15 protein-coding genes are annotated in these 19,860 nt (G+C 73.9%); 8 read left to right on the top strand and 7 right to left on the bottom strand.

Annotated features, from left to right (window positions below; genetic code table 11):
• Positions 1 to 78: 78 nt before the first annotated feature.
• Together WME76_RS16360 and traA are read left to right on the top strand one after the other, a co-directional pair.
• Positions 79 to 3,057 carry a helix-turn-helix domain-containing protein gene (locus WME76_RS16360; protein ID WP_437961024.1) on the top strand — a complete coding sequence of 993 codons (2,979 nt, stop codon included), beginning with the start codon at positions 79 to 81 and terminating at the stop codon, positions 3,055 to 3,057.
• Positions 3,058 to 3,263: 206 nt separating this feature from the next.
• Positions 3,264 to 4,598 carry an outer membrane exchange protein TraA family protein gene (gene traA / locus WME76_RS16355; protein WP_437961023.1) on the top strand — a complete coding sequence of 445 codons (1,335 nt, stop codon included), beginning with the start codon at positions 3,264 to 3,266 and terminating at the stop codon, positions 4,596 to 4,598.
• A gap of 49 nt (positions 4,599 to 4,647) precedes the next feature.
• Here traA and WME76_RS16350 read toward each other — a convergent pair whose 3' ends face one another.
• Both WME76_RS16350 and WME76_RS16345 read right to left on the bottom strand, forming a co-directional pair.
• Positions 4,648 to 5,136 carry a type II toxin-antitoxin system RatA family toxin gene (locus WME76_RS16350; protein ID WP_437961022.1) on the bottom strand — a complete coding sequence of 163 codons (489 nt, stop codon included), beginning with the start codon at positions 5,134 to 5,136 and terminating at the stop codon, positions 4,648 to 4,650.
• Between the two features lie 62 nt (positions 5,137 to 5,198).
• Positions 5,199 to 5,339, bottom strand: a complete 141-nt coding sequence (locus tag WME76_RS16345; protein WP_437961021.1) for a hypothetical protein — start codon at positions 5,337 to 5,339, stop codon at positions 5,199 to 5,201.
• 75 nt (positions 5,340 to 5,414) lie between these two features.
• On the opposite strand from WME76_RS16345, the gene WME76_RS16340 reads away from it, so the two are divergent.
• The 4 genes from WME76_RS16340 (at position 5,415) to WME76_RS16325 (ending at position 10,499) form a co-directional block, all read left to right on the top strand.
• Positions 5,415 to 5,792, top strand: a complete 378-nt coding sequence (locus WME76_RS16340; RefSeq protein WP_437961020.1) for a hypothetical protein — start codon at positions 5,415 to 5,417, stop codon at positions 5,790 to 5,792.
• Positions 5,793 to 5,876: 84 nt separating this feature from the next.
• Positions 5,877 to 6,470 carry a Uma2 family endonuclease gene (locus tag WME76_RS16335; RefSeq protein WP_437962118.1) on the top strand — a complete coding sequence of 198 codons (594 nt, stop codon included), beginning with the start codon at positions 5,877 to 5,879 and terminating at the stop codon, positions 6,468 to 6,470.
• Between the two features lie 246 nt (positions 6,471 to 6,716).
• Positions 6,717 to 8,225 (top strand): metallophosphoesterase, encoded by a 1,509-nt coding sequence (locus tag WME76_RS16330; protein ID WP_437961019.1) that lies wholly within the window; start codon positions 6,717 to 6,719, stop codon positions 8,223 to 8,225.
• Between the two features lie 198 nt (positions 8,226 to 8,423).
• A complete protein-coding gene (locus WME76_RS16325) occupies positions 8,424 to 10,499 on the top strand; it encodes a hypothetical protein (RefSeq protein ID WP_437961018.1) in 2,076 nt (691 codons plus the stop codon).
• Between the two features lie 135 nt (positions 10,500 to 10,634).
• Here the strand turns inward: WME76_RS16325 and WME76_RS16320 are convergent, their stop codons facing one another.
• Together WME76_RS16320 and WME76_RS16315 are read right to left on the bottom strand one after the other, a co-directional pair.
• Positions 10,635 to 10,976, bottom strand: a complete 342-nt coding sequence (locus WME76_RS16320; protein ID WP_437961017.1) for a response regulator — start codon at positions 10,974 to 10,976, stop codon at positions 10,635 to 10,637.
• Positions 10,977 to 11,020: 44 nt separating this feature from the next.
• Positions 11,021 to 13,810 (bottom strand): ATP-binding protein, encoded by a 2,790-nt coding sequence (locus WME76_RS16315; protein WP_437961016.1) that lies wholly within the window; start codon positions 13,808 to 13,810, stop codon positions 11,021 to 11,023.
• A gap of 327 nt (positions 13,811 to 14,137) precedes the next feature.
• Between WME76_RS16315 and WME76_RS16310 the strand changes: the two genes are divergently transcribed.
• On the top strand, positions 14,138 to 15,124 hold the full coding sequence (locus WME76_RS16310; RefSeq protein ID WP_437961015.1) for a hypothetical protein: 987 nt from the start codon (positions 14,138 to 14,140) through the stop codon (positions 15,122 to 15,124).
• A complete protein-coding gene (locus WME76_RS16305; protein WP_437961014.1) occupies positions 15,121 to 16,998 on the top strand; it encodes an ArnT family glycosyltransferase in 1,878 nt (625 codons plus the stop codon). Before WME76_RS16310 ends, WME76_RS16305 begins: the two co-directional genes overlap by 4 nt.
• A 6-nt stretch (positions 16,999 to 17,004) precedes the next feature.
• Here WME76_RS16305 and WME76_RS16300 read toward each other — a convergent pair whose 3' ends face one another.
• The 3 genes from WME76_RS16300 to WME76_RS16290 form a co-directional block, all read right to left on the bottom strand.
• Positions 17,005 to 18,441, bottom strand: coding sequence for a hypothetical protein (locus WME76_RS16300; RefSeq protein WP_437961013.1), 1,437 nt, complete (start codon positions 18,439 to 18,441; stop codon positions 17,005 to 17,007).
• 112 nt (positions 18,442 to 18,553) lie between these two features.
• Positions 18,554 to 18,769: a hypothetical protein gene (locus WME76_RS16295; RefSeq protein ID WP_437961012.1), complete on the bottom strand. Its 216-nt coding sequence runs from the start codon at positions 18,767 to 18,769 to the stop codon at positions 18,554 to 18,556.
• Between the two features lie 48 nt (positions 18,770 to 18,817).
• Positions 18,818 to 19,834, bottom strand: a complete 1,017-nt coding sequence (locus WME76_RS16290) for a DUF3426 domain-containing protein (RefSeq protein ID WP_437961011.1) — start codon at positions 19,832 to 19,834, stop codon at positions 18,818 to 18,820.
• Positions 19,835 to 19,860: the final 26 nt, after the last annotated feature.

Here is a 19,860-nt window from a genome sequence, read left to right as displayed (position 1 = left end):
CGCGGGAGCCGGGCAGGGGGCAGGGCAGCGCGGTGGACAGGAGGGCGCGGCGTCGCCGATCATCGATCGCTCGCAGCGATGGCACAGGTCCCCAGGGCGGGGCGCGGCGCGGAGCCCGCGGTCCGTTTCAACCACACGCTCCTCCAGAGGGCGCGGCTAGAGCTCGACCTCACGCAGGAGCAGGTCGCCGCGTCGATCGGCGTCGATGTGCGGACCTACCGCCGCTACGAGTCGGGCGCGGTCAACGATCCGCGGCTCGGCTTCTCGGTCCGGAGCCCGTCGCGGCGGCGCATCCTCGAGCGGCTCAGCGCCGAGCTGGGCATCGCCGAGGCGGAGCTGCTCGTCGGCAAGGCCGGAGGCGCGCCGGCGGAGGCCCCTGCGGCCGCGGCGGAGGCCCCTGCTGCCGCGGTGGAGGCGCCTGCTGCCGCGGCGGAGGCGCCTGCTGCCACGGTGGAGGCGCGTGCGACCGCGGTGGAGGAGAGGCCGCCGGTCGCCGCCCCCGCGGGTCTCCAGGGAGGCGCCCCGGCGTGGCGCCCGCTGCACGCGCACACGCTCCAGCGCGCGCGGCACTTCGTCGGGCGCGCGGAGGTCCTCGAGCGGCTCGCCGCGTGGGCCGACGCCTCGCCGCCCGAGCCGCGGGTCATCGCGCTCCTCGGCGTGGGCGGGGCGGGCAAGACCGCGATCGCCGAGCGCTTCCTCCAGGGCCTCGGCGACGCCCCGCGGCCTGGCGGGGTGCTCGTCTGGAGCTTCTACGACGACCCCAGGACCGAGGCGTTCCTGGACCAGGCGGCGGCCTACTTCGCGCCGGGCGCGGGCGGCTCCGGCGCCCCCGCGCCGCCGGCGACGGCGGCGCCCGGCGAGCAGCTCGCGCGGCTCAGGGCGGCGCTGGGGCAGGGGCCGCCCCACCTGCTCGTGCTCGACGGGCTCGAGACCGTGCAGGCCGACGGGAGCGCCGGGCGCGCGCACGGCGAGCTCCGCGACGCGCTCCTCAGGCGGCTGCTCTGCGCGATCGCGGCCGGGCTCGGCGGCGCGCGCGCGCTCGTCACGTCGCGCTTCGAGCTCGCGGATCTCGCCGCGTGGGCCGACGGCGGGCTCGCGGCGATCCGGCCGGCGTCGCTGTCCCCGGACGACGCCGCGTCGCTGCTGCGGCGCTGGGGGATCCGCGGCGACGACGGCGCGCTGCGCGCGCTGCTCGACCGGACGGGCGGCCACGCGCTCTCGGTCGCCGTTGTCGGCTCGTACGTGGGCGCGTTCCTCGGCGGCGACGCGGGGCGGCTCGCCGCGGCGCAGCTCGCCGAGGCGGAGCGCGACGACGCGCTCGCCCGCCGCCTGAGCTCGGTGCTGTCGGCCTACGCGCGCGCGCTCCCGCCGGGCGAGCGGGACCTGCTCGCGCGCCTGTCGGTGTTCCCGGGCGGCGCGGGCGAGGCGGCGCTGCTCCAGCTCGCCCATGCCGGCGGCGAGATCGCGGGCGCCATGGCCGGGTGGGGCGCCGCGGAGCTCGCGCGCGGGCTCGCGCGGCTCGAGCGGCTAGGGCTCGTGTTCGCGGCGCGGCAGGGCGAGGTCTGCTACTCGACGCACCCGTTCGTGCGGCAGCACTTCAAGGCGCTGCTGGGCGTGCCGCCGGAGCGCGTCCACGCCGCGGGGAGCGCCGCGCCGGCGCGGCGCCTCGACGAGGCGCCGCGCCGGCCGCCGCGGGAGCGCCCCGCGCTCGACGCGTACGAGGCGGTGATCGTGGAGCTGCTCGGGGCCGGGCGCGCGGGCGAGGCGTACGACATCTATTCGATCGGCCTCGGGGGCTTCGAGAACCTCGGGCTGAAGCTCGGCGACATGGCGCGCGGCGCCCGCATCCTGCGCGCGTTCGCCGGCGGCGACGATCCCGGGGGCATGCCGGCGTCGCTGCCCGCGCGCGTGCGGGCGGCGCTCGCGTACGACGCGGGGCTCTACGCGGGCGCGCTCGGCGATCTCGCGTTCGCCTGCGCCTGCTACGAGGCGCACAACGAGGCCGCCGAGGCGCTCGCCGACCCGGCGCCGCTCGCGACCGGCCTGCGCACGCTGGCGTACACGCGGCGGCTGCGCGGCGAGCTCGCCGGGGCGCGCCGGCTTGTCGAGCGCTCGGCGGAGGTCGCGGAGCGCGGCGCGGATCGCGCCCACGCCGTGCGCGCGCTGGCGCTGCTCGGCGCGGTGCTGCACGACCTCGGCGAGGTCGACGCGGCGGCCGAGCGCTTCGCGCGGCTCCGGTCGATGGGCGACGCGCCGTTCGCGCGCCGCGGGCTCTGGGAGTCGGAGCACGACCTCGCGCTCGGGCGCCGGGAGAAGGCGCGGGAGGCCACGGCGCAGAACATCGCCGCGTGCCGGCGGCGCGGCTGGGAAGGGCACGTGGCGCACGGCCATACGCTGCTCGGGCTGGCGCTGCTCGACGGCGGCGGCGGCAACGGCGGCGGAGGCGACGGCGGCGGCGGCGGCGGCGGCGGCGGCGGCGGCGGCGGCGACGGCTGCGGCGGCGACGGCGACGGCGGCGACGGTGGTGGCAGCGTCGCGGCCGCCGAGGCGCACCTCGGCGAGGCGCGGCGCTGGGCCTCGGCGACGGGCGAGGTGGAGGTCGCGCTGCGGTGCCACGAGCTCGCGGCCCGGATCGCGCTCGCGCGCGGGCGGCACGACGAGGGCGCGCGGCAGGCGCTGGAGGGGCTGCACGTCGCGGAGACGTGCGGGTTCGGGCCGTTCCGCGCGCGGCTCGCGACGCTCGCCGCGCGGTGCGCGCTCGGGCGCGGCGCGGACGGCGGGCGGGGTGGGGACGGGCAGCGTGGGGGCGATGCGCGGGGTGCGGGCGCCGGGCGGGATGTGGCGGCCGCGGCGGCGCTCGCCGGGGCGGCCGTCGCGTGGGCCGGCGAGGACGCGTGGGCGAGGGCGGACGCGCTGCACTGGGCGGGCGTCGCCGTGGCGCGGTGCGGCGACGCGCCGCGCGGGCGGGAGCTGCTCGCCGAGGCGGCGGCGCTGAGGGAGCGCCTGCGGCATCCGCGGGCGGACGCGTCCCGCGAGGCGCTGGCCCGGCTCGGGTGAGGGGAGCGAGCGCGTTGCGCGCTGTGCGCGAGCGCGGCGGACGGAGCGCGCGGCGCTGCCTCATCGCCCTTTCGTGCTCTCGTCATCGGGGGTGAGGGCGCCTGTGTACCCTCTCGCTATCGCCGTCAGGTGACGTCGAACAGCGTCCGCGCAGCTTCCGCGAACGGCTGCCTCGGTCGCACTCCCTTACTTCGAACGGAGCGTCCATGTTCTGCCGACCTTCCTCCCGCACCACGTCGTCCGCCATCGCCCTCTCGCTCGTCCTGGGTGCATCAGGCTCAGCGCTGGCCGCGCCCGTCGCCATCACCGGGGATCCGGTGGCGCCGCTGCCCGCGACGGAGGGCAATGGCCTTTGCGGTGCTTTCCGCGCCTCGTCCGACCCATTGGAGGACTTTGGCCTCCTGGACAGAGAGGACTTCGTCGAGGGGGTGAACGCCTTCATCGACGATGGGCAGCCCGACGTCGCGAGCTTCGTGGTGCGGACGCCGCTCGATCTCTCGAACAACAACGACACCGGGCTCCAGATGAGCTTCGGCGACTTTCGCGACGCTGTCGCCGGCTGTCCGGCGGGGGGGTGCGACTTCGTCGAGAACGACCCCAGCACGGCGTTCGGCATGCGCCTGCGCGGCTATCTGGCCGTGCCGCCCGAGCACGTCGATCAGCCGCTCCACTTCGGCTTTTACGCCGACGACGCCGTGGCCGTCGTGATCCACGACGCCGCGCAGGCCGCGTATCCGGTGGTGGTGCGGCCGACGGAGCTCGGGTTGCCCAGCTGGCGCCTGACGAACACGGTCACGTTCGCCCGAGAGGGCCTGTACCCGATCGAGATCCTCTATGTCGCGGTCGTCGAGCACTCCGCCCTCGAGATGTCTGTCCTGGTCGGCGAGTTCGAGGATTTCGAGCGAGGCGCCAACGCAACCGGCAGCGTGAGCCTCGCGGAGTCCGGCTTCACGCTCGTCGAGCCGGCGTCGTTCCATCAGGCCTCGTCGGGCGGCGACTCGCTATCGGACGAGGCCTCCTGTGCGCAGTGCGGCCGCGAGTTCGTCGGCCTGGCAGGGAACAACGGCTGCGGTCCGGGCGCCTACTGCAACAGCGCCGCGCTGTGCGAGCCGTGCGCCGTCGCCGCGTTCTGCGGGCCTTCCTGCCAGCCTTGCGCCGCCGCGACGCCGCGCTGCGCCCTCGTGGATGGCACGCCGGCGTGCGTTGCGTGCGCGAGCGACGCGGACTGCGAGGCCGGAAAGGTCTGCGACCTCGACGCGCACGCCTGTGTGGCGCCGCCGTCCGAGCCCGGCGAGGGCGGGGCAGGCGGCGGGGGCGGGGCAGGCGGCGCCGGCGGCGCAGGTGGCGCAGGCGGGGACGCGACGCCCGGGCAGGGCCCGGCGTACCCCGAGGGGGGAGGCTGCACGTGCCGGGCCGGCATCCCGGGCCAGAGCGACGGCGGGATCGCCCTCGCGCTCGCGGGTCTCGGGATCGCGTTCGCGCGCTGGCGGCAGCGAGCATCCGCGCGATCGGGCGTGTCCGGGGAGCGAGCATCGCGCTGAGCTGCGGCGGAGCTGAGCGAGGGGGCGCCCGCCGATCACCGATCACCGATCAGGCGGTCACCGGAGGGCGCCGCGGGAGGCGCTGCAGGATGTCCGTCGTCTCGGCGCTCTGTTTGAGCCCGGCGAGGCGCTTCTCGATATCGCGCTTCAGCACGGCTGCCATCACCGGCTCCAGCACCGGGGCGAGGACCCGCGGTCGCGCCGTGAAGTTGTAGCGGAAGGTGACGCGCGTCCGCCGCGGCGACAGCGCCTTGAAGAGCCACGCGCCCGAGAACTGGCGGAAGATCGGCGGCCCCTCGGTCATGGTGATGGCCACCTGCTCCGGCGGGTTCATCGTGATGTACCGGGCCTCCATCGACAGCCCGTTCTTCGCCCGCACCCACACCCGCACGCCGACCGCGGGCTCGGTCGCGCCGTCGCGATAGCGCATCTCGCGGAGGAACGGGTCCCACTGGAGCCTGAGATCGTAGTCCTGGCCCAGCGCGAAGAGCTCGTCGGAGGCGGCGTCGATCTCGGCGGTGCTCTGGATGGTGGGCATGGCGGCCAGGATAGGACGGCGAGGAGCGCGGTGGCGAGCGCCGTCCGCGCAGCGCGCTCGCTTCAGGCCGGCGAGGCCGCGCGACCGGCGTGGCGCGGGCTGCTCCGCAGGCGGGCGGCGGCGCTCACGCGCTGCACGCGCTGCACGCGCTGCACGCGCTGCACGCGCTGATCGATCGCGCGCCTCCCGCCGGCGCGGTGCATGTCGGTTCGTTGACGTCTCTCGAGGACCCATGTAGCTCGCCGGTCATGGATCGATCGACTCTGGGTTTCGCTTTCATGGCCGTGAGCGCCCTCGCGCTGGGCGGCTGCAACCGGGGATACCAGACGGCAGCGGAGCTCGAGACCGCCGAGCGCGGGCCGACCCACTGCGCCAGCTCCTGTTATGACCTCGGGATGCGGATGTCCGCGTTCGTGCTCGTCGACCGCGGCGTGGCGGGTTGCGTGTGCGAGCCTGTTCAGGCGCCGGCCGCCGCTTATCCCGTGCCGCCGCCGGCCGCGCCGGCCGCGCCGCCCCCGCCCGCAGCGGCGCCGGCCGCGCAGCCCCAGAGCCGCGCGTCGGCCGGGGCCGCGGCGGGCTACGCCGTGCTCGAGGCGCAGCGGCGGCGGGAGGAGGCGGCGCAGCGCGCCTCGATGGAGGCCACGCGGCCGAAGTGAGCTGAGGCGGGCCGTACCGGGCGGCCCGAAGGATGGCCACCCTTGGCTCTGCGAGGAGCAGGCGTGGCATACTCGGCCGGACCGATGAACGAGCCGGCGCGCAGGATCCTCACTACCCATGCCGAGTACCTCGAGCGGGAGCGGGCGAGCCCGACGAAGCACGAGTTCCTGAACGGCGAGATCTTCGCGATGGCCGGCGGAACGCCGGAGCACGCGCGCCTTTGCCTGAGCGTCGGCGCCGAGCTCCGGGCGCAGCTCCGCGGGCGTCCGTGCGCGGTCTACTCCTCCGATCTGCGCGTCCGGGTGAAGGCGACCGGACTGTCCACGTATCCCGACGTCAGCGTTGTGTGCGGGAGGCTGGAGCGCGATCTCGAGGACAAGGACGCAGCGCTCAACCCGGTCGTCCTGGTCGAGGTGCTCTCCGACAGCACAGAGGCCTACGACCGCGGGCAGAAGTTCGCGCATTACCGGCTCATCCCCTCGCTCCGGGAGTACGTGCTCGTCTGGCAGCACGAACCGCGCATCGAGGTGTTCCATCGCAACGAGGATGACTCGTGGACGCTCCGGGAGGCCCGCGCCGGAGAGGGCGCGCACCTGGAGGCGATCGGGTGCACCCTGCCCGTGGACGAGGTCTACCGAGACCCGCTCGCGCAGGCCCCGCCTGCGGCACAGGCGTGACTCCGCGGCGCGTCATGGGCTCCTGCGCGTCGGCGGGGCCTCGCGTGCGCTGAGGCTCGCTGGGCGGCGGCATCGGAGGTGGGTGCAGCGATGCAGAGGAGGGAAGCGGCGAGGCCAGGTCAGGCCCGCTCGCTCGACCCGAGCTCGCTCCCCTGCATGCCATCGCGGCACGCGGCTTGCGATGCACGCCGCCCGGGGGACGCGGCCGTCTCATGTCGAGATCGCCCGGCCCTCGGGAGCAAGGCGATGGACGGCGCAGCCAGGGACATCTTCGTCATCAGCGATCTGCACCTCGGTGACGGCGGCGTGCGCGACAACTTCGAGACAGGCAAGAAGACGCCCGAGCTGCGCGCATTTATCGACCACGTGGGCAGCGAGGGGGGCGAGCTCTTCATCCTCGGCGACCTCTTCGAGCTCTGGCAGATGAACCTCAGCCTCCTGCTCGTGAAGCGACGGTCGCTCCTCGACCAGCTCGCCGCGCTGAGGCTCGTCTACGTGCCCGGCAACCACGACATCGACCTCGCGCACTTCATCGATACGGACTTCTTCCATCACCCCTTCTTCGCCTGCATGCGCGCGCCGTTCGTCCGGGAGCTCGGGGGCAAACGATTCCGCTTCTGCCACGGGCACGAGAGCGATCCGTTCAACGCGGGGGACGACCCGGGCTTCGGCCGCATGCTCTCCATCTTCGCGGGCATCTTCGAGGACCAGAACGGATCTCCCCTCCTCACGAGCGGCGAGAGCGTGGAGGAGGTCCTCGAGCAGTTCGGCGACTCGATGTTGACGATCTGGAAACACGCTCTGGCGAACGTGAAGCAGCGCGGAGGGAGGGGCGATGTGCACCCCGGCTCGGCGTTGACGCCGGCGCAGAGCCCGGGCCGGCTCGGCGAGCACGTCGTCGGGGTCCGGGCAGAGCTCGAGCTGGGCGACCACGACGTGGCGGTGCTCGGGCACACCCACAAGGCAGGTCGTATCGGTGACTGGTACTTCAACAGCGGCTCATGGGCCGGTCCCCTCAACTCGTTTCTTCGCATCTCGCCGGACGGCCATGTCCGCTATCTCGAGTGGAAGGACGGGCGCCCCCTCGAGCGGGAGATGCCCGTCGTGCTCCCGGGCGCGGGCGCCGGCCGCGCCCCTCGGGCGTCGAAGAACCCGGTCGCCGCCGCCCGCTCCGCCGCGAGGACGCTCTTTCCGAAGCCGACGCGGCCGGAGCGCTCCCGGTGGATCCTCATCGCTCAAGGCGTCCTCGCGATCTCGGTGGGCGCCGGCGCCCTGACGATCTCCGTCGGCCACGGCGCGTCCGCGGGGTGGCGGCTGCTCGTCTCCGCCTTCGCCGCGTACGCGCTGCTCGACGGCGCCCTGTCGATGCTGGGCGCGTCGCGCGAGCCGCCCATCAGGCGCCTCCTCTCGCTCGCGCGCGGCGTGGCGAGCCTCCTGCTCGGCCTCCTCGTGCTCGGTCGCGGCCACGTGGTCGAGGTCTTCGTGATCCTCGTCGGCGTCTGGGCGTTCGTCGCCGGCGCGCTGCGCGTCGCGGCGTCGGTCTTGCTCAAGGGCATGGTGGAGTCGAGGTGGCTCTTCGCCGTGGGCGCCGGCTCGATGCTCGCCAGCCTCGTCCTGCTCTCGATGCCCGCGTCGGCGGTGCTGCTCAAGTTCGGGCTGGCCGGTTATCTCTGCTACTACGGCGCGGGGGAGCTCCTGGCCGGCATCTTCGGGCAACGATTGCCCAGGGCGGCCGGCGCGCGCGCCCTCGCGTGAGGTGCGCGCGACCGCGGCGCACGGCCGCCACCCGGGCGCACAAACACGCCCGTGCCGCGCGCCGTTGATCTACGCTCCCGCCCGCCCCGGCAGCGCAGCGGCCGATCCCGCGGGGGGCCGCGCTCGCGGCGCGCCTTCCGCGCACGCACAGGCCTCCCCGCGCCCCGCAGGTCGAGGGCCCCACCCGGAGCTCCAGCCATGAAGACCTCTCTCCCGATCGCCTCCTCCCGCGCCTCGCGCGCCGCCCTCGCCGGGCTCGCCGCCGTCGCGGGCGCCGCCTGCTCCGCCCCGCACCCCCCGCCGCCGGCCGAGCCGCCCCCGGCAGCGCCGCCGGCCGCCGCCCCCCAGGCCGCGCCGCAGGGGCCGCGCTTCGACCAGGTCCCGCGGCTCGACTTCAACCGCATCGCGGTGGAGCTCGATCTGCCGCTCTTCTGGACCGCCGACCGGAACAGCTCGGGCGCCGTCGAGCCCGACGAGGTCGTCGCGCTCTGGCATCACGCCGCCGCGCCCGCCTGGGTCGCGTCCGGGGCGTTCACCCCCGAGTTCACCGCGGCCTACGCCGTGATCGTCAAGATCAAGGCCGAAGGGCACCCGCGCGCCGGCCTCGACGACGCCGAGAAGCGCCGCCGCGATGCCGTTCTCGCGGAGCTCGCGGCCGGCCGACCGTCGCTCCTCCGGTCCGACTTCCGCGGCGCGCCCGCCGAGGACCAGGCCATCGTCGGCCACCTGCTCAAGGTCGCCGAGCTGATCGAGCAGATCCACGCGAAGCAGCTCGGCTCCGCCGGCATGGCCGACAAGATCCCGGCCGACGACCCGGCCAGCCGGGCGCTCTTCTGGCGCAACCAGGGGCCCTGGTGCGAGCAGCCCAAAACCCGGGACGATCCGAGCTGCAGCGCGGTGCCGGGCAACCCGCCCCGCATCACCGGCGCGTATCCGGCGCGCATGCAGCAGGACAAGAAATTTTGCGCCACGCTCGAGGCGCGTCGGGACCAGCAGGCGCTCCTGTCGCCCTTCACGGCCGTGGTCGAGCAGGGCGGCGCCCTCAGGGCCGTGCCCTACAGCGAGGCGTACAGGCCCGAGATGGAGGCGGTGAGCCGCGAGCTCAAGGCGGCGGCGGAGGCGATCCAGAGCCCCGGCGAGGCCGCCTTCAAGGCGTACCTGCTCGCGGCGGCGCAGGCGTTCCTCGACAACACGTGGGAGGCCGCGGATGAGCCCTGGTCTCGGATGAACGCCGAGAACTCGAGGTGGTACCTGCGGGTGGGGCCGGACGAGACGTACTGGGAGCCGTGCAGCCACAAGGCGGGCTTCCACATGAGCTTCGCGCGCATCAACCAGGAGTCGCTCACCTGGCAGAAGAAGCTCGAGCCCGTGAAGTCGGACATGGAGGTGGCGTTCGCGGCGCTCACCGGCGCGCCGTACAAGGCGCGCCAGGTCGCGTTCCACCTGCCCGACTTCATCGACGTCATCGTGAACGCCGGCGACTCGCGCGCCGCGACCGGCGGGACCGCGGGGCAGAGCCTGCCGAACTGGGGCCGCGTCGCGACCGAGGGGCGCGGCCGCACCGTGGCGATGGTGAACCTCCTCCAGGACGACGACACCCGCGCCGCCCTCCGGGAGGCCACGGCGTCGCTGCTCTGCAAGGCCACGATGGAGAGCGTCTCCCTCGAGGGCCCGGTCGCGACGCTGAGCACGGTGCTGCACGAGGCCGCCCACAACCTGGGGCCGACACACAACTACAAGGTGAAGGGTAAGGTCGAGAGCGAGATCTACGGCGGCCCGCTCGCGTCGATGCTCGAGGAGCTCAAGGCCCAGACCGGCGCGCTCTTCTTCAGCGGCTGGCTCGCCCAGAAGGGCGTGATCGATCCGGCGCTCGCCCGCATGTCCGACGCGAGGAACGTGGTCTGGGCGTTCGGGCAGATCGGGCAGGGGATGTACACCGCCGGCGGCGAGCCGCGGCCCTATGGCCACCTCGCCGCGATCCAGCTCGGCAGCCTGCTCGACGCGGGCGCGCTCGGCTTCCACCGCGGCGAGGTGGCGGCGAACGGCACGGACAAGGGGTGCTTCTCGATCCAGACCGACAAGATGCCCGCCGCCGCGGAGGCGCTCGCGAGGACGGTGCTCGGCATCAAGGCGCGCGGCGACAAGGCGGGCGCGCTGCGCCTGCGCGAGACCTACGTCGAGAAGGACGGGGCCTGGAAGGGGCTGCGCGGGGTGATCGAGGAGCGCATGCAGCGCATGCCGCTCGGCAGCGTGATCTACGCGATCGAGCGCTAGAGCGCCGATCGCGCGGGTCGTCCCCCTGTGCTCCGCGCTGGCGCCCCAGCCGGGCGGAGCGCGCCCTGCACGGCCCAGCCCTTCCTGCTCAGCGCGTCGCCGGAGGAGACCAGACCCTCTGCTGGCCGCGCGCGCTCAGCGGACCGCAGACTTGACCAGGCCCAGCAGGTCGTCGAGGTCGACGGGCTTGCGGACGATCCAGAACGCCCCCTCCTTCGAGCAGCGCGCGGCGGCTTCGTCGGAAGCGTAGGCCGTCACCACGATGACCGGCAGGTTCGGGTGGAGCCGCTTCAGGGCGGTCAGGGTCTCATCGCCGCCCATGCCTGGCATCCGCAGATCGGTGATCACCAGATCGAACTGCTCGCCCTTGGCCTGCTCGACCGCCGCTTCGCCGCTCTCCGCGGTGGCGACCTCGTACCCCTCGAAGGAGAGGAACGTATCCAGCGTATCTCGAATGGCTGGCTCGTCGTCGATCACCAGGACCCGCCGCCTGCTGCCCGGAGGCTCGTTCAGCGGGTTGTTCACGTCGCGTCCTCGGTGCGACCCTGCGCGTACGATGCGGGCAGCCACATGCGGACCGTGGTCCCCGCGCCGAGCTCGCTCTCGACGCGGATGTTGCCGCCGTTTCCTTGGATGAACCGCTGCGTCAGCGCCAGCCCGAGGCCGGTCCCTCGTCCCGGCGGCTTGGTGGTGAAGAAGGGCTCGAAGAGGCGCTCCATGTCCTCGGCGCGGATGCCACAGCCGGTGTCGTGCACGTCGATCTGCACGCCCTCGATGTCTCTGCACGGCACGGGGTGAGCCTCGACCTCGACGGCGCCGCCGCGCGGGGTCGCATCGAGCGCATTGCCGATCACGTTGAGCAAGGCGGAGTCCAGCTGCGCCGGGTTCACGAGCACGGTGGGCAGCGGCGCCGCGGTGGCGCTGTTCACCTCGAGGTGGACGCCGCGCTCACACGCCCGTGGCGCGGACAGCTCGTGCGCGCGGCGGAGCGCGGCGGCCACGTCGCACAGCTCCCGGCCGATCGTCTTGCCGCGCGAGTAATCGAGCAGCGCTCGCGTGAGGTCTGAACAGCGGTGGGCCTGCTGCTCGATGGTACGCAGGACCTTGCTCAGCAGCTTCTCATCGGGCAACCCTTGGCCTTCGCGCTGCCGCTTGAGCACGAGCTGGGCGTTCATCAGGATGATGGCGACCGGGTTGTTCAGCTCGTGCGATAGCCCCGCGACCAGGGTTCCGATCGCCGCCATCTTGCCGGCCTGGATCAGCTCCTCCTGCGTCTCCGAGAGCCTCTTCAGGGTCGTCGCGAGCTCGCCGTTCTTCGCCTCGAGCTCCTGGTAGGCGCGGTGCAGGCGCTCGGCCGCGCGGACCCGCGCCTTGAGCTCCAGCGGATCGAACGGCTTGCTCAGGTAGTCATCGGCGCCGACATCGAGCCCCCCCACCGCCTCGGCGCGGCTCGCCCTGGCCGTCAGGAGGATGATCGGGATCGACCGGAGCTCGGGCTCCCGCTTGAGCTGGCGGACCAGCTCGAAGCCGTCCATCTCCGGCATCATCACGTCCGATACGATGACGTCGGGCCGGCTCGCCTTGATCGCCTCGAGCGCTTCGCGGCCGTTGGTCGCAAGCGCGACCTCGTACTCGGCCAGCAAGATCTCCTCGATGTAGGACCGCATGTCCGGGTTGTCTTCCACGACGAGCAGGCGCGGCGCGGGCTCGGCCCGCCGGCTCACGACGCCGCTCGCGCCGCTTGCGCCCGGCGCGCGCAGCTCGGGCTGGGCGAAGGCGCCCGCGCTGGCGCGCGATCCCCGCGCGCTCGCCCGCTCCGGTGCGTGAAGGGGCGGCGTCGCGAACCGACGGTCCACAGCGCGCGGCAGCCGCACGAAGAAGCGCGATCCAACGCTGGGCTCGCTCTCCACGCCGAGGGTGCCGCCCATCAGCTCCGTGAGCTCCTTGACCAGCGACAGCCCGATCCCGGTCCCTTCGTGCTTGCGCGTCGTCGACGCGTCGATCTGTTGAAACCTCTGGAACAAGAGGTGCCTCTTGTCCGCCGGGATGCCCGGACCGGTGTCCTCGACGCAGAGCTCGAACACGCCGTCGAGCGCCCGCAGACCGACCGCGACCCGACCCCCCGGCGGGGTGAACTTGAGCGCGTTGCCCAGCAGGTTGAGCGCGATCTTCTCGAATTTGCGCCGATCGAGGGGGACCATGTCCAGCGCGGGGTCGACCCGGAGCGCGAGCTCCAGGCGGCCGCGCTCCGCCGCTGGCCGAGCCTCTTCCACCATGTCGGCGAGGAGCGCCGTCACGTCGACCGCCTCCCAATCGAGCAGCATCTTGCCGGCCTCGACCTTCTGGTAGTCGAGCACGTCGTCGACGAGCCGGTGCAGCCGCCGCCCGCTGCGCTGAATGCGCTCCAGGTGCGTCCGCACCTTCGGCGACAGCGGCTCGTCCGGGCTCGACAGCAGCGACGCGAGCGGCCCGAGGATCAGCGCCAGCGGCGTCCGCAGCTCGTGGCTCATCGTCGTGAGGAACTCTCCCTTGGCGCGGGCAGCGGCGTCCGCGGCCTCCTTGGCCTTGTGCAGCTCGAGCTCCATCTGCTTGCGCTCGGTGATGTCGGCGTAGATGCCGAGCAGCCCCGTCACCTGGCCGCTCTCGTCGCGGATGGGCACCTTGCTGGTGAGCAGGACCCGCCGCTGGCCGTCCGGGCGGAGCAAGGGCTCCTCGATGTCGAGGATCGGAACGCCATGGTCCATGACCTCGCGGTCGATCTTCACGAAAGCGGCCGCGTCCTCCCCCGTGCCCCAGACGTCGAAATCGGTCTTGCCCACCAGGTTCTCCAGGACCCTGGTGTGGGTGTCGTTGAGGAAGTTCTGGTTTCCTCCGAGAAACCGGCCCTGGCGATCTTTCCAGAAGATGGCGTGAGGGACGTTGGCGATGACGTACTTCAGCACCGCTTGCTGCTGGTCGAGCGCCTCCAGCGCCCGTTGCTGTGCGGTGATATCGATGCACGTAGCGAGGGCGCCGGTGACCTTGCCGCCGGGGTCGCGCAGCGGGATGTAGCGCGCCTCCAACCAGCCTTCCGGCATCTGCCCGACGGTCGTCACGGCCTGTCCCTCGAGGGCACGGCGCGCGTTCTCGGTGACGCACGGGTAGGCGGCGAACACGTGGAACACGGAGCAGCCCACGTGCTCGCCGGGCTTCAGCCCCAAGGCCTCGAGCCCGCGCCCCTCGAACAGGGTGATGATCCCGCGCTCGTCGAAGGAGAAGATCGCGAGCGGCGCATAGGTGAGCACGGTGCGCAGGTGCGCGTGGACATCCACCGGCGCCCGGGCTCGGGAGCTCGATGCCCGGCTGGCGCGCGCTCGGGGGGAGGGGTCGAGATGGCTGACCTCGGCGGGTGGGCGGGAACGGCAGCGCATGGTCCTGAGGGCCAATTAACCTACGGCCGACGCGCGGGACGTCTACGCTCCGCCGCCACGAAATCGGCCACGCGGCAGGAGCCATTCGCCGCGTCTCCGCCATGATTTCCATCGCGTCAGGATCTCGCGCTGTCACGCCGTCTCGTGCTACAGGCCCGAGCCGGTGATCGCCGTCTCCGCGCTGCTCATGCCGGCGGTACGCGCCGATCGGCTCACCCGGAGGGCCCCGTGACCTCGGCGCAGAGCCGTGAGGCGGCCTCGTCCGCGGGCGACTCGACGAGCGCGCGCGGCCGGCTCCGCGCGCTCGGTCTACTCGCGCTCCTCGGCCTCCCCGCGCTCGGCCTCGGCGAGCTCGGAGCGCACGTCTATTTCAGCGAAAGAGCTCCGGATTTCGACGCCTGGCGCGAGGTGAAGGCGCCCCTCGCGGCGATGAAGCAGCCGGGGGACCTCGTGGTCGTCGCGCCCGCGTGGGCCGATCCGGCGGCGCGCCGCGCGCTCGGGGACGAGCTCCTGCCCCTGCGCGACGCGGCCAGGCCGGACGAGAGCCGCTACGCCGCCGCCGTCGAGATCAGCGTCCTCGGGCAGCGCGCCGAGGAGCTTGCGGGCTTCCGCGAGGAGCGCCGGCAGGAGCACGGACGGTTCGTGCTCCGGCGCCTCGTGAACCCGTCGCCCGCGCGCGTCGTCTACGACTTCGTCGATCACGTCGCGCCGTCGTCGGCGGACGTGCGCGTCACCGACCCGCCGGCCGCGTGCCGCTGGAACCCGCGCGCGCGGATCGCCGCCGGGGGCCTCGGCGGCCACCCGACGTTCCCGGCCGAGCGCTTCGAGTGCCCGGGCGGGCCCTTCTTCAACGTCGGCGTCACCGCGATCGCGGACGAGGAGTTCCGCCCGCGCCGGTGCATCTGGTCGCACCCGCCGCGCGACGGCGAGATCGTCACGCGTTTCCGCGACGTCCCGCTCGGCGCGGTGATCCGGGGCCACGCGGGCATGTACTGGATCATCGAGCGGGAGCAGAGGGGCGCGCCGGTCACGCTGTCCGTGCGCGTGAACGGCGAGGCCGTGGGGGAGGCGACGCACGTCGACGGCGACGGGTGGGCGGCGTTCGAGTTCCCGCTCGGCGCGCACGCGGGCGCCGCGAGGGCCGAGGTGGAGTTCGCCGTGACGTCACCGGACTACACGCACCGCCACTACTGCTTCGAGGCAGACACCCGATGAGGCGACCGGCTCCGTCCGCCCCCCTCGCGCCGACGGACGGCGCGATCGCGCTCGCGTTCGCGGCGGCGTACGTCGCCCTCCTGCTCGCGACCGCGGGCGACCTCGGCTACGCGCGCGACGAGGGGTTCTACTTCCACGCGGCGAACCGCTACGGCGCGTGGTTCCAGGCGCTGCTCGACGCGCCGCGCGCCGCGCTCGATCCGGCGGCCGTCGACGCCGCGTGGTCGGTGAACCACGAGCACCCCGGCCTCATCAAGTCGCTCTTCGCGCTCTCCAACCTCTTCCTGCAGAAGCGGCTCGGGCTCTTCGCCATGGAAGGCACGAGCTACCGCTTCCCGGCGATGGTGCTGTCGGGCGCGGGGGTCGCGCTCGTGTACCTCTGGGGCACGCAGGCGCGCGACCGGATCGCCGGCGCGTCCGCCGCCGTGCTCTTCGCGATGCTGCCGCGGTACTTCTACCACGCGCACCTCGCGTGCTTCGACGCGCCGATCGTGACGATCTGGGCGCTGTGCGCGTACGCCTACTGGCGCGCGCTGCGGGACGGCGGCGCGCTGTGGCCGGTGCTCACCGGCATCACCTTCGGCCTGGCGCTCGACACGAAGCACAACTCCTGGTTCCTGCCGATCGTCTGCGTCGCGCACGCGGTCGCCCTGGAGCTCAGGGAGCGGATCGTCGCGCCCGCCGCCGCGACGGAGGAGGCGCCGACGGGCACCCGCGCCGCGCCGCCGCAGCAGCAGCAGCCGCAACGAGCGGCCCGCCGGTCGATCGTGGCGCTCGCGGCGATGGCGACGATCGGCCCCCTCGTGTTCTACGCGCTCTGGCCGTGGATCTGGCGCGACACGCTCTCGCGCCTGCGCGAGTACGCGTCGTTCCACCTGCACCACGAGTACTACAACATGGAGTTCCTCGGCCGGAACTACTGGACGCCGCCGATGCCGAGGGCCTACGCGCCGGTGATGACGGCGGCGACGGTGCCCGTCGTGACGCTCTGCCTGTTCGCCGCGGGGCTCTGCGCGAGCGCGCGCGAGCGCCTCCTCTATCCGCTCGCGCGCGCGGCGGCGCGGCTCGCCCCGCCGGGCGGTGGGGGCGCGCTGGCCGCGGCGCGCGCCTTCGCCGCGCGGCTCCGTCCGCCCGCGGTCGACCCCGGCGGCACGGCGCTCCTCTGGTTCCTCGCCATCGCCGCCGTGTACGGCGCCTGGCTGTCGCCGAGCACGCCGATCTTCGGCGGCACGAAGCACTGGATGACGGCCTACCCGTTCATCGCCCTGTTCGCCGGGGCCGCCTTCTCCGCCGCGGTGAGGCGCGCGCGCGTCGCCCTCCACGCGCTCCACCGTGCCCGGCGGGGCGCCGGCGCGCGGCCCGGGGCCGCCTCCTTCGGGCGCGGCGCGCGGGTGGCCGCGCTCGATCGCGCCGCGCGCGGGCCGCTGCTGCCGGCGCTGCTCGGCGCGGCGGTGTTCGCGGCGCCGATCGCCGAGACGCTGCACGCGCATCCGTGGGCGCTCTCGAGCTACACGCCGCTCGTCGGCGGCGCGCCCGGCGCGGCGAACCTGGGCCTGAACCGCACCTTCTGGGGGTACACCACGGGCTCGGTCGTCGAGTACCTCAACGAGCACGTCCCGCCCCGCGGGACGGTGTACGTCCACGACACCGCCGGCCCGGCCTGGGACATGCTGCTGCGCGACGGGCGCCTGCGGAAGGACATCCGCGGCGTGGGGGCGGTCGCGGGCGCCGACTTCGCCCTCTACCACCACGAGAAGCACATGCTCGGGCAGGCGTACCAGGCGTGGGTCGCGTTCGGGACCACGAGCCCGGATCACATCGCCGGGCTCGACGGCGTGCCGGTGATCCTGGTCTACCGCAACCCGGCCCGCTGAGCGCCGTCAGCGCTTCTTCGCCGCCGCCTTCTTGGCAGGCGCCTTCGCCGCCGTCTTCTTCGCCGGAGCCGGCGAGGCCGCCTTCTTGGCGGGCGCCTTCGCTGCCGTCTTCTTCGCCGGCGCCGCCGCGCTCTTTCCGGTCGCGGCCTTCTCCGCGGAGGAGGGGGCCTTCTCCGCGGAGGCGGGGGCCTTCTTCGGCGCGGCGGCCGCCTTCCTGGCCGGCTCCTTCTTTGGACCCCGGACCGCTACCGCCCTGGTCTTGCCCGCCGCGGGCCGCTCTGCCGCCGGCTCGGCCGGCTTGCGGAGCTTCGCGGCCGTGGCGGGCTTCCTGGCGGGCGCGTCGTCCTCGTCCTCGAGCTCCTCCTCGTCGAGGTCGTCCTCGAGGTCCTCGTCCTCGTCGTCGAGCTCCTCCTCGTCGAGATCGTCGTCCTCGTCCTCGAGGTCCTCGTCCTCGTCGTCGAGCTCCTCCTCGTCGAGATCGTCGTCCTCGTCGAGGTCGTCCTCGTCCACGCCCGCCGGCTCCGGCGCGGGCTCGCGGCGCCGCGACGACGGCGCGTCGCTGCGCAGCGGCGCGGCGGCCGGCCGGCTCGCCGCGCCCAGCTCCTCCAGCGGCTCGCCGAGGAGCGCGGCGATGTCGCGCGTGAACTCCGTCATGTGGCTGTCGACCTCGAGCGCGTCCTGCTCGGACAGCGGGGTGAGCCTCAGCCGGAGCACCCGGTCGCCAGCGAGCTCCCACGACGCGGCGCAGCCGCCCTCGCGCAGCATCCTCGAGGCGAGCGCGTCGATCCGCTGGCGCAGGCCGCCGCGCGCCCCGGGCTCGATCCGGCGCTTCAGCTCGAAGCGGCGCTCCATCATCGGGAGCGTCACCACCTTCGCCTCGACCAGCTCCGAGAGCTCGTCGGCCACGGCCTCCTCGAGCTCGAGCCGCGCGTCGGGATCGCTGCTCTCGACCGAGAACGTCGCCTCGCGGAGCTCGGCGTCGTAGGCCGTCAGCTTGCCGCCGGCGGTGTCCGCGGCGCGCGCGAGCGCCTCGCCCAGGACCTGCGCCGGCGCGCGCTTGCCGACCGTCGAGGCGACGTACCCGAGCGTGTCCAGCCGCACCTGCACCGGGCCGTCGTCCTCGAGGGCGAGCTCCGGCCGCGGCCCGAGCAGCGCGTCGCGCATCACCCGGAAGACGTCGCGCTGGATGACGTTGTCCTCCGTGAAGATGTCCTCCACGTGCTCGGACTCCATCAGCGTGCTCGTGAGGTTCGCGACGAGCTCCTCGACCTGGTCGTCGAGCTCGTCGCTGCCGAACGTGCTCGTGACCTCTCCGTCGACGATCGCATACGGCTCGAGCCGGGGCGCGATGGCCGCGATGACCCCGGACATCCTCTCCTCGAGCTCGCGCGCGAGCGCGGTCGCGCCTCCCCTGGCCACGAGGATGTGCCCGTGCGCCTTCAACGCGTCAACGATGCTCGTGGAAAGTCGGCGGGAGAGATTGCGCTCGTTCACGAGGCGCGCAGCTTACACGGTTTGCGCGGTCTGGCGATACGAGACCGCGGGTCAGACGTGCTCAGGGGTCGTTCTCGATCACCTTGATCAGCACGCCGCCGATGCGCTCCGGGATCGCCGCGCGCGCCGCGTCGGCCCCTCCGGACCGGACGCTGACGCGCACGATGAAGCCGACCCCGTCCTCCCGCTCGACCCCGACGCCGACACACCACGGCTCGCCGCCGACCTTGGCCTTGAGCTCGTCCTTGGCCCGCCGGGCCGATCCCACGTCGCTCATCTCGCTCACCTCTCCTGGGTTCTCGCGCGCGGCCGGAGCCTCGCGCGCTCACTCGCTGTATCCGACCGCCAACACCTGCCACGTCGCTGGCGCGTCGGCGACATCGACGACGCTCGCCGTGAACGTCCCGCTCGCCGAGGGCGCGAGATCCCCGTCGCCCACGGGGATCTGGCTCACGCTGACGACCTTGCCGTCGGCGCCGTAGAGCGAGACGATCGCGAGGACCGACCTCGCCGTGAAGCTCGACTCGTTCGTGATCCTGCCCGACACCTGGTACGGGCTCTGCCCGCGCGTGGGCGTGAACTTCGTGTCCGCGATGCCGAGCTTGGCGAGCTTGCCGCGGAAGGACGGGGCCGCGGGGGCGACCTCGGCCTTGAACGTGGCCAGCGCGGCGGGCCTCGGCGTCGTGAGAGCGCACGGGACCTTCTCGCCCGGCGGCAAGAAGCGCACCTGGGTCGCGCAGTCGCCGCTCCCGAGGGCGGCGCCGCGGGCGTCGTAGAGCGTCACCTTCGCGCTCGGCGCGCCGATGGGGGCCGTCCCCGTGTTGTGGATCTCGCCGACGAAATGGTGGAGCTTCCCCGCGCGGGAGGGAAAGCTCCGGAGGTCGCGGATCTCGGCGCGGAGCACGCCCTGGTCGGCGGGCCCGTCGACGAGGCCGTCGAGCGTCGGGGGCCCCGGGAGCGGCGCTGGCCGCGCGGCGGTCTCGCGGGCCGCGACGCTCGTGTAGAAGTAGATCGCCGCCGCGCCTGCAAGAATGCAGAACAGGAACACGGAGCCGCAGCCGACACCGAGGTAGATCGCGAGGTTGGATCGCTTCGGCGGCGGCCTGAGCGGCGCGACGCCGAGGTGCCCCGGCGCGGCGCCGAACGGCTGCGGCGGATGGCCGCCCCCGCCTGGAGGGCCGTAGCCTCCGCCTGGAGGGCCGTAGCCTCCGCCTGGAGGGCCGTAGCCCCCCGGCGGCGCGCCGTGACCCCCCGGCGGGGGGCCGCCCGGCGGGGGGCCGCCGGGGGGGGGGCCGCCGGGGGGGTAGTTCGCGGCGCCGCGCGGCGCGCCCTGCTGGTCCATGGCCCGCGCAGTATGCCGGAGAAGAG

The organism is Sorangium sp. So ce119 (assembly GCF_051524405.1).
Taxonomy (GTDB): Bacteria; Myxococcota_A; Polyangia; order Polyangiales; family Polyangiaceae; genus Sorangium; species Sorangium cellulosum_G.
The sequence above is the reverse complement of the archived record's forward strand: the minus strand, read 5'-3'. Positions and strand labels throughout refer to the sequence as shown.

What these genes read in the sequence shown, in the direction of transcription:
- WME76_RS16360 (WP_437961024.1), top strand. Translation starts at nt 79, where the DNA reads ATGGCACAGGTCCCCAGGGCGGGGCGCGGCGCGGAGCCCGCGGTCCGT.
- traA (WP_437961023.1), top strand. Translation starts at nt 3,264, where the DNA reads ATGTTCTGCCGACCTTCCTCCCGCACCACGTCGTCCGCCATCGCCCTC.
- WME76_RS16350 (WP_437961022.1), bottom strand. Translation starts at nt 5,136, where the DNA reads ATGCCCACCATCCAGAGCACCGCCGAGATCGACGCCGCCTCCGACGAG.
- WME76_RS16345 (WP_437961021.1), bottom strand. Translation starts at nt 5,339, where the DNA reads ATGCACCGCGCCGGCGGGAGGCGCGCGATCGATCAGCGCGTGCAGCGC.
- WME76_RS16340 (WP_437961020.1), top strand. Translation starts at nt 5,415, where the DNA reads ATGGCCGTGAGCGCCCTCGCGCTGGGCGGCTGCAACCGGGGATACCAG.
- WME76_RS16335 (WP_437962118.1), top strand. Translation starts at nt 5,877, where the DNA reads ATGAACGAGCCGGCGCGCAGGATCCTCACTACCCATGCCGAGTACCTC.
- WME76_RS16330 (WP_437961019.1), top strand. Translation starts at nt 6,717, where the DNA reads ATGGACGGCGCAGCCAGGGACATCTTCGTCATCAGCGATCTGCACCTC.
- WME76_RS16325 (WP_437961018.1), top strand. Translation starts at nt 8,424, where the DNA reads ATGAAGACCTCTCTCCCGATCGCCTCCTCCCGCGCCTCGCGCGCCGCC.
- WME76_RS16305 (WP_437961014.1), top strand. Translation starts at nt 15,121, where the DNA reads ATGAGGCGACCGGCTCCGTCCGCCCCCCTCGCGCCGACGGACGGCGCG.
- WME76_RS16295 (WP_437961012.1), bottom strand. Translation starts at nt 18,769, where the DNA reads ATGAGCGACGTGGGATCGGCCCGGCGGGCCAAGGACGAGCTCAAGGCC.
- WME76_RS16290 (WP_437961011.1), bottom strand. Translation starts at nt 19,834, where the DNA reads ATGGACCAGCAGGGCGCGCCGCGCGGCGCCGCGAACTACCCCCCCGGC.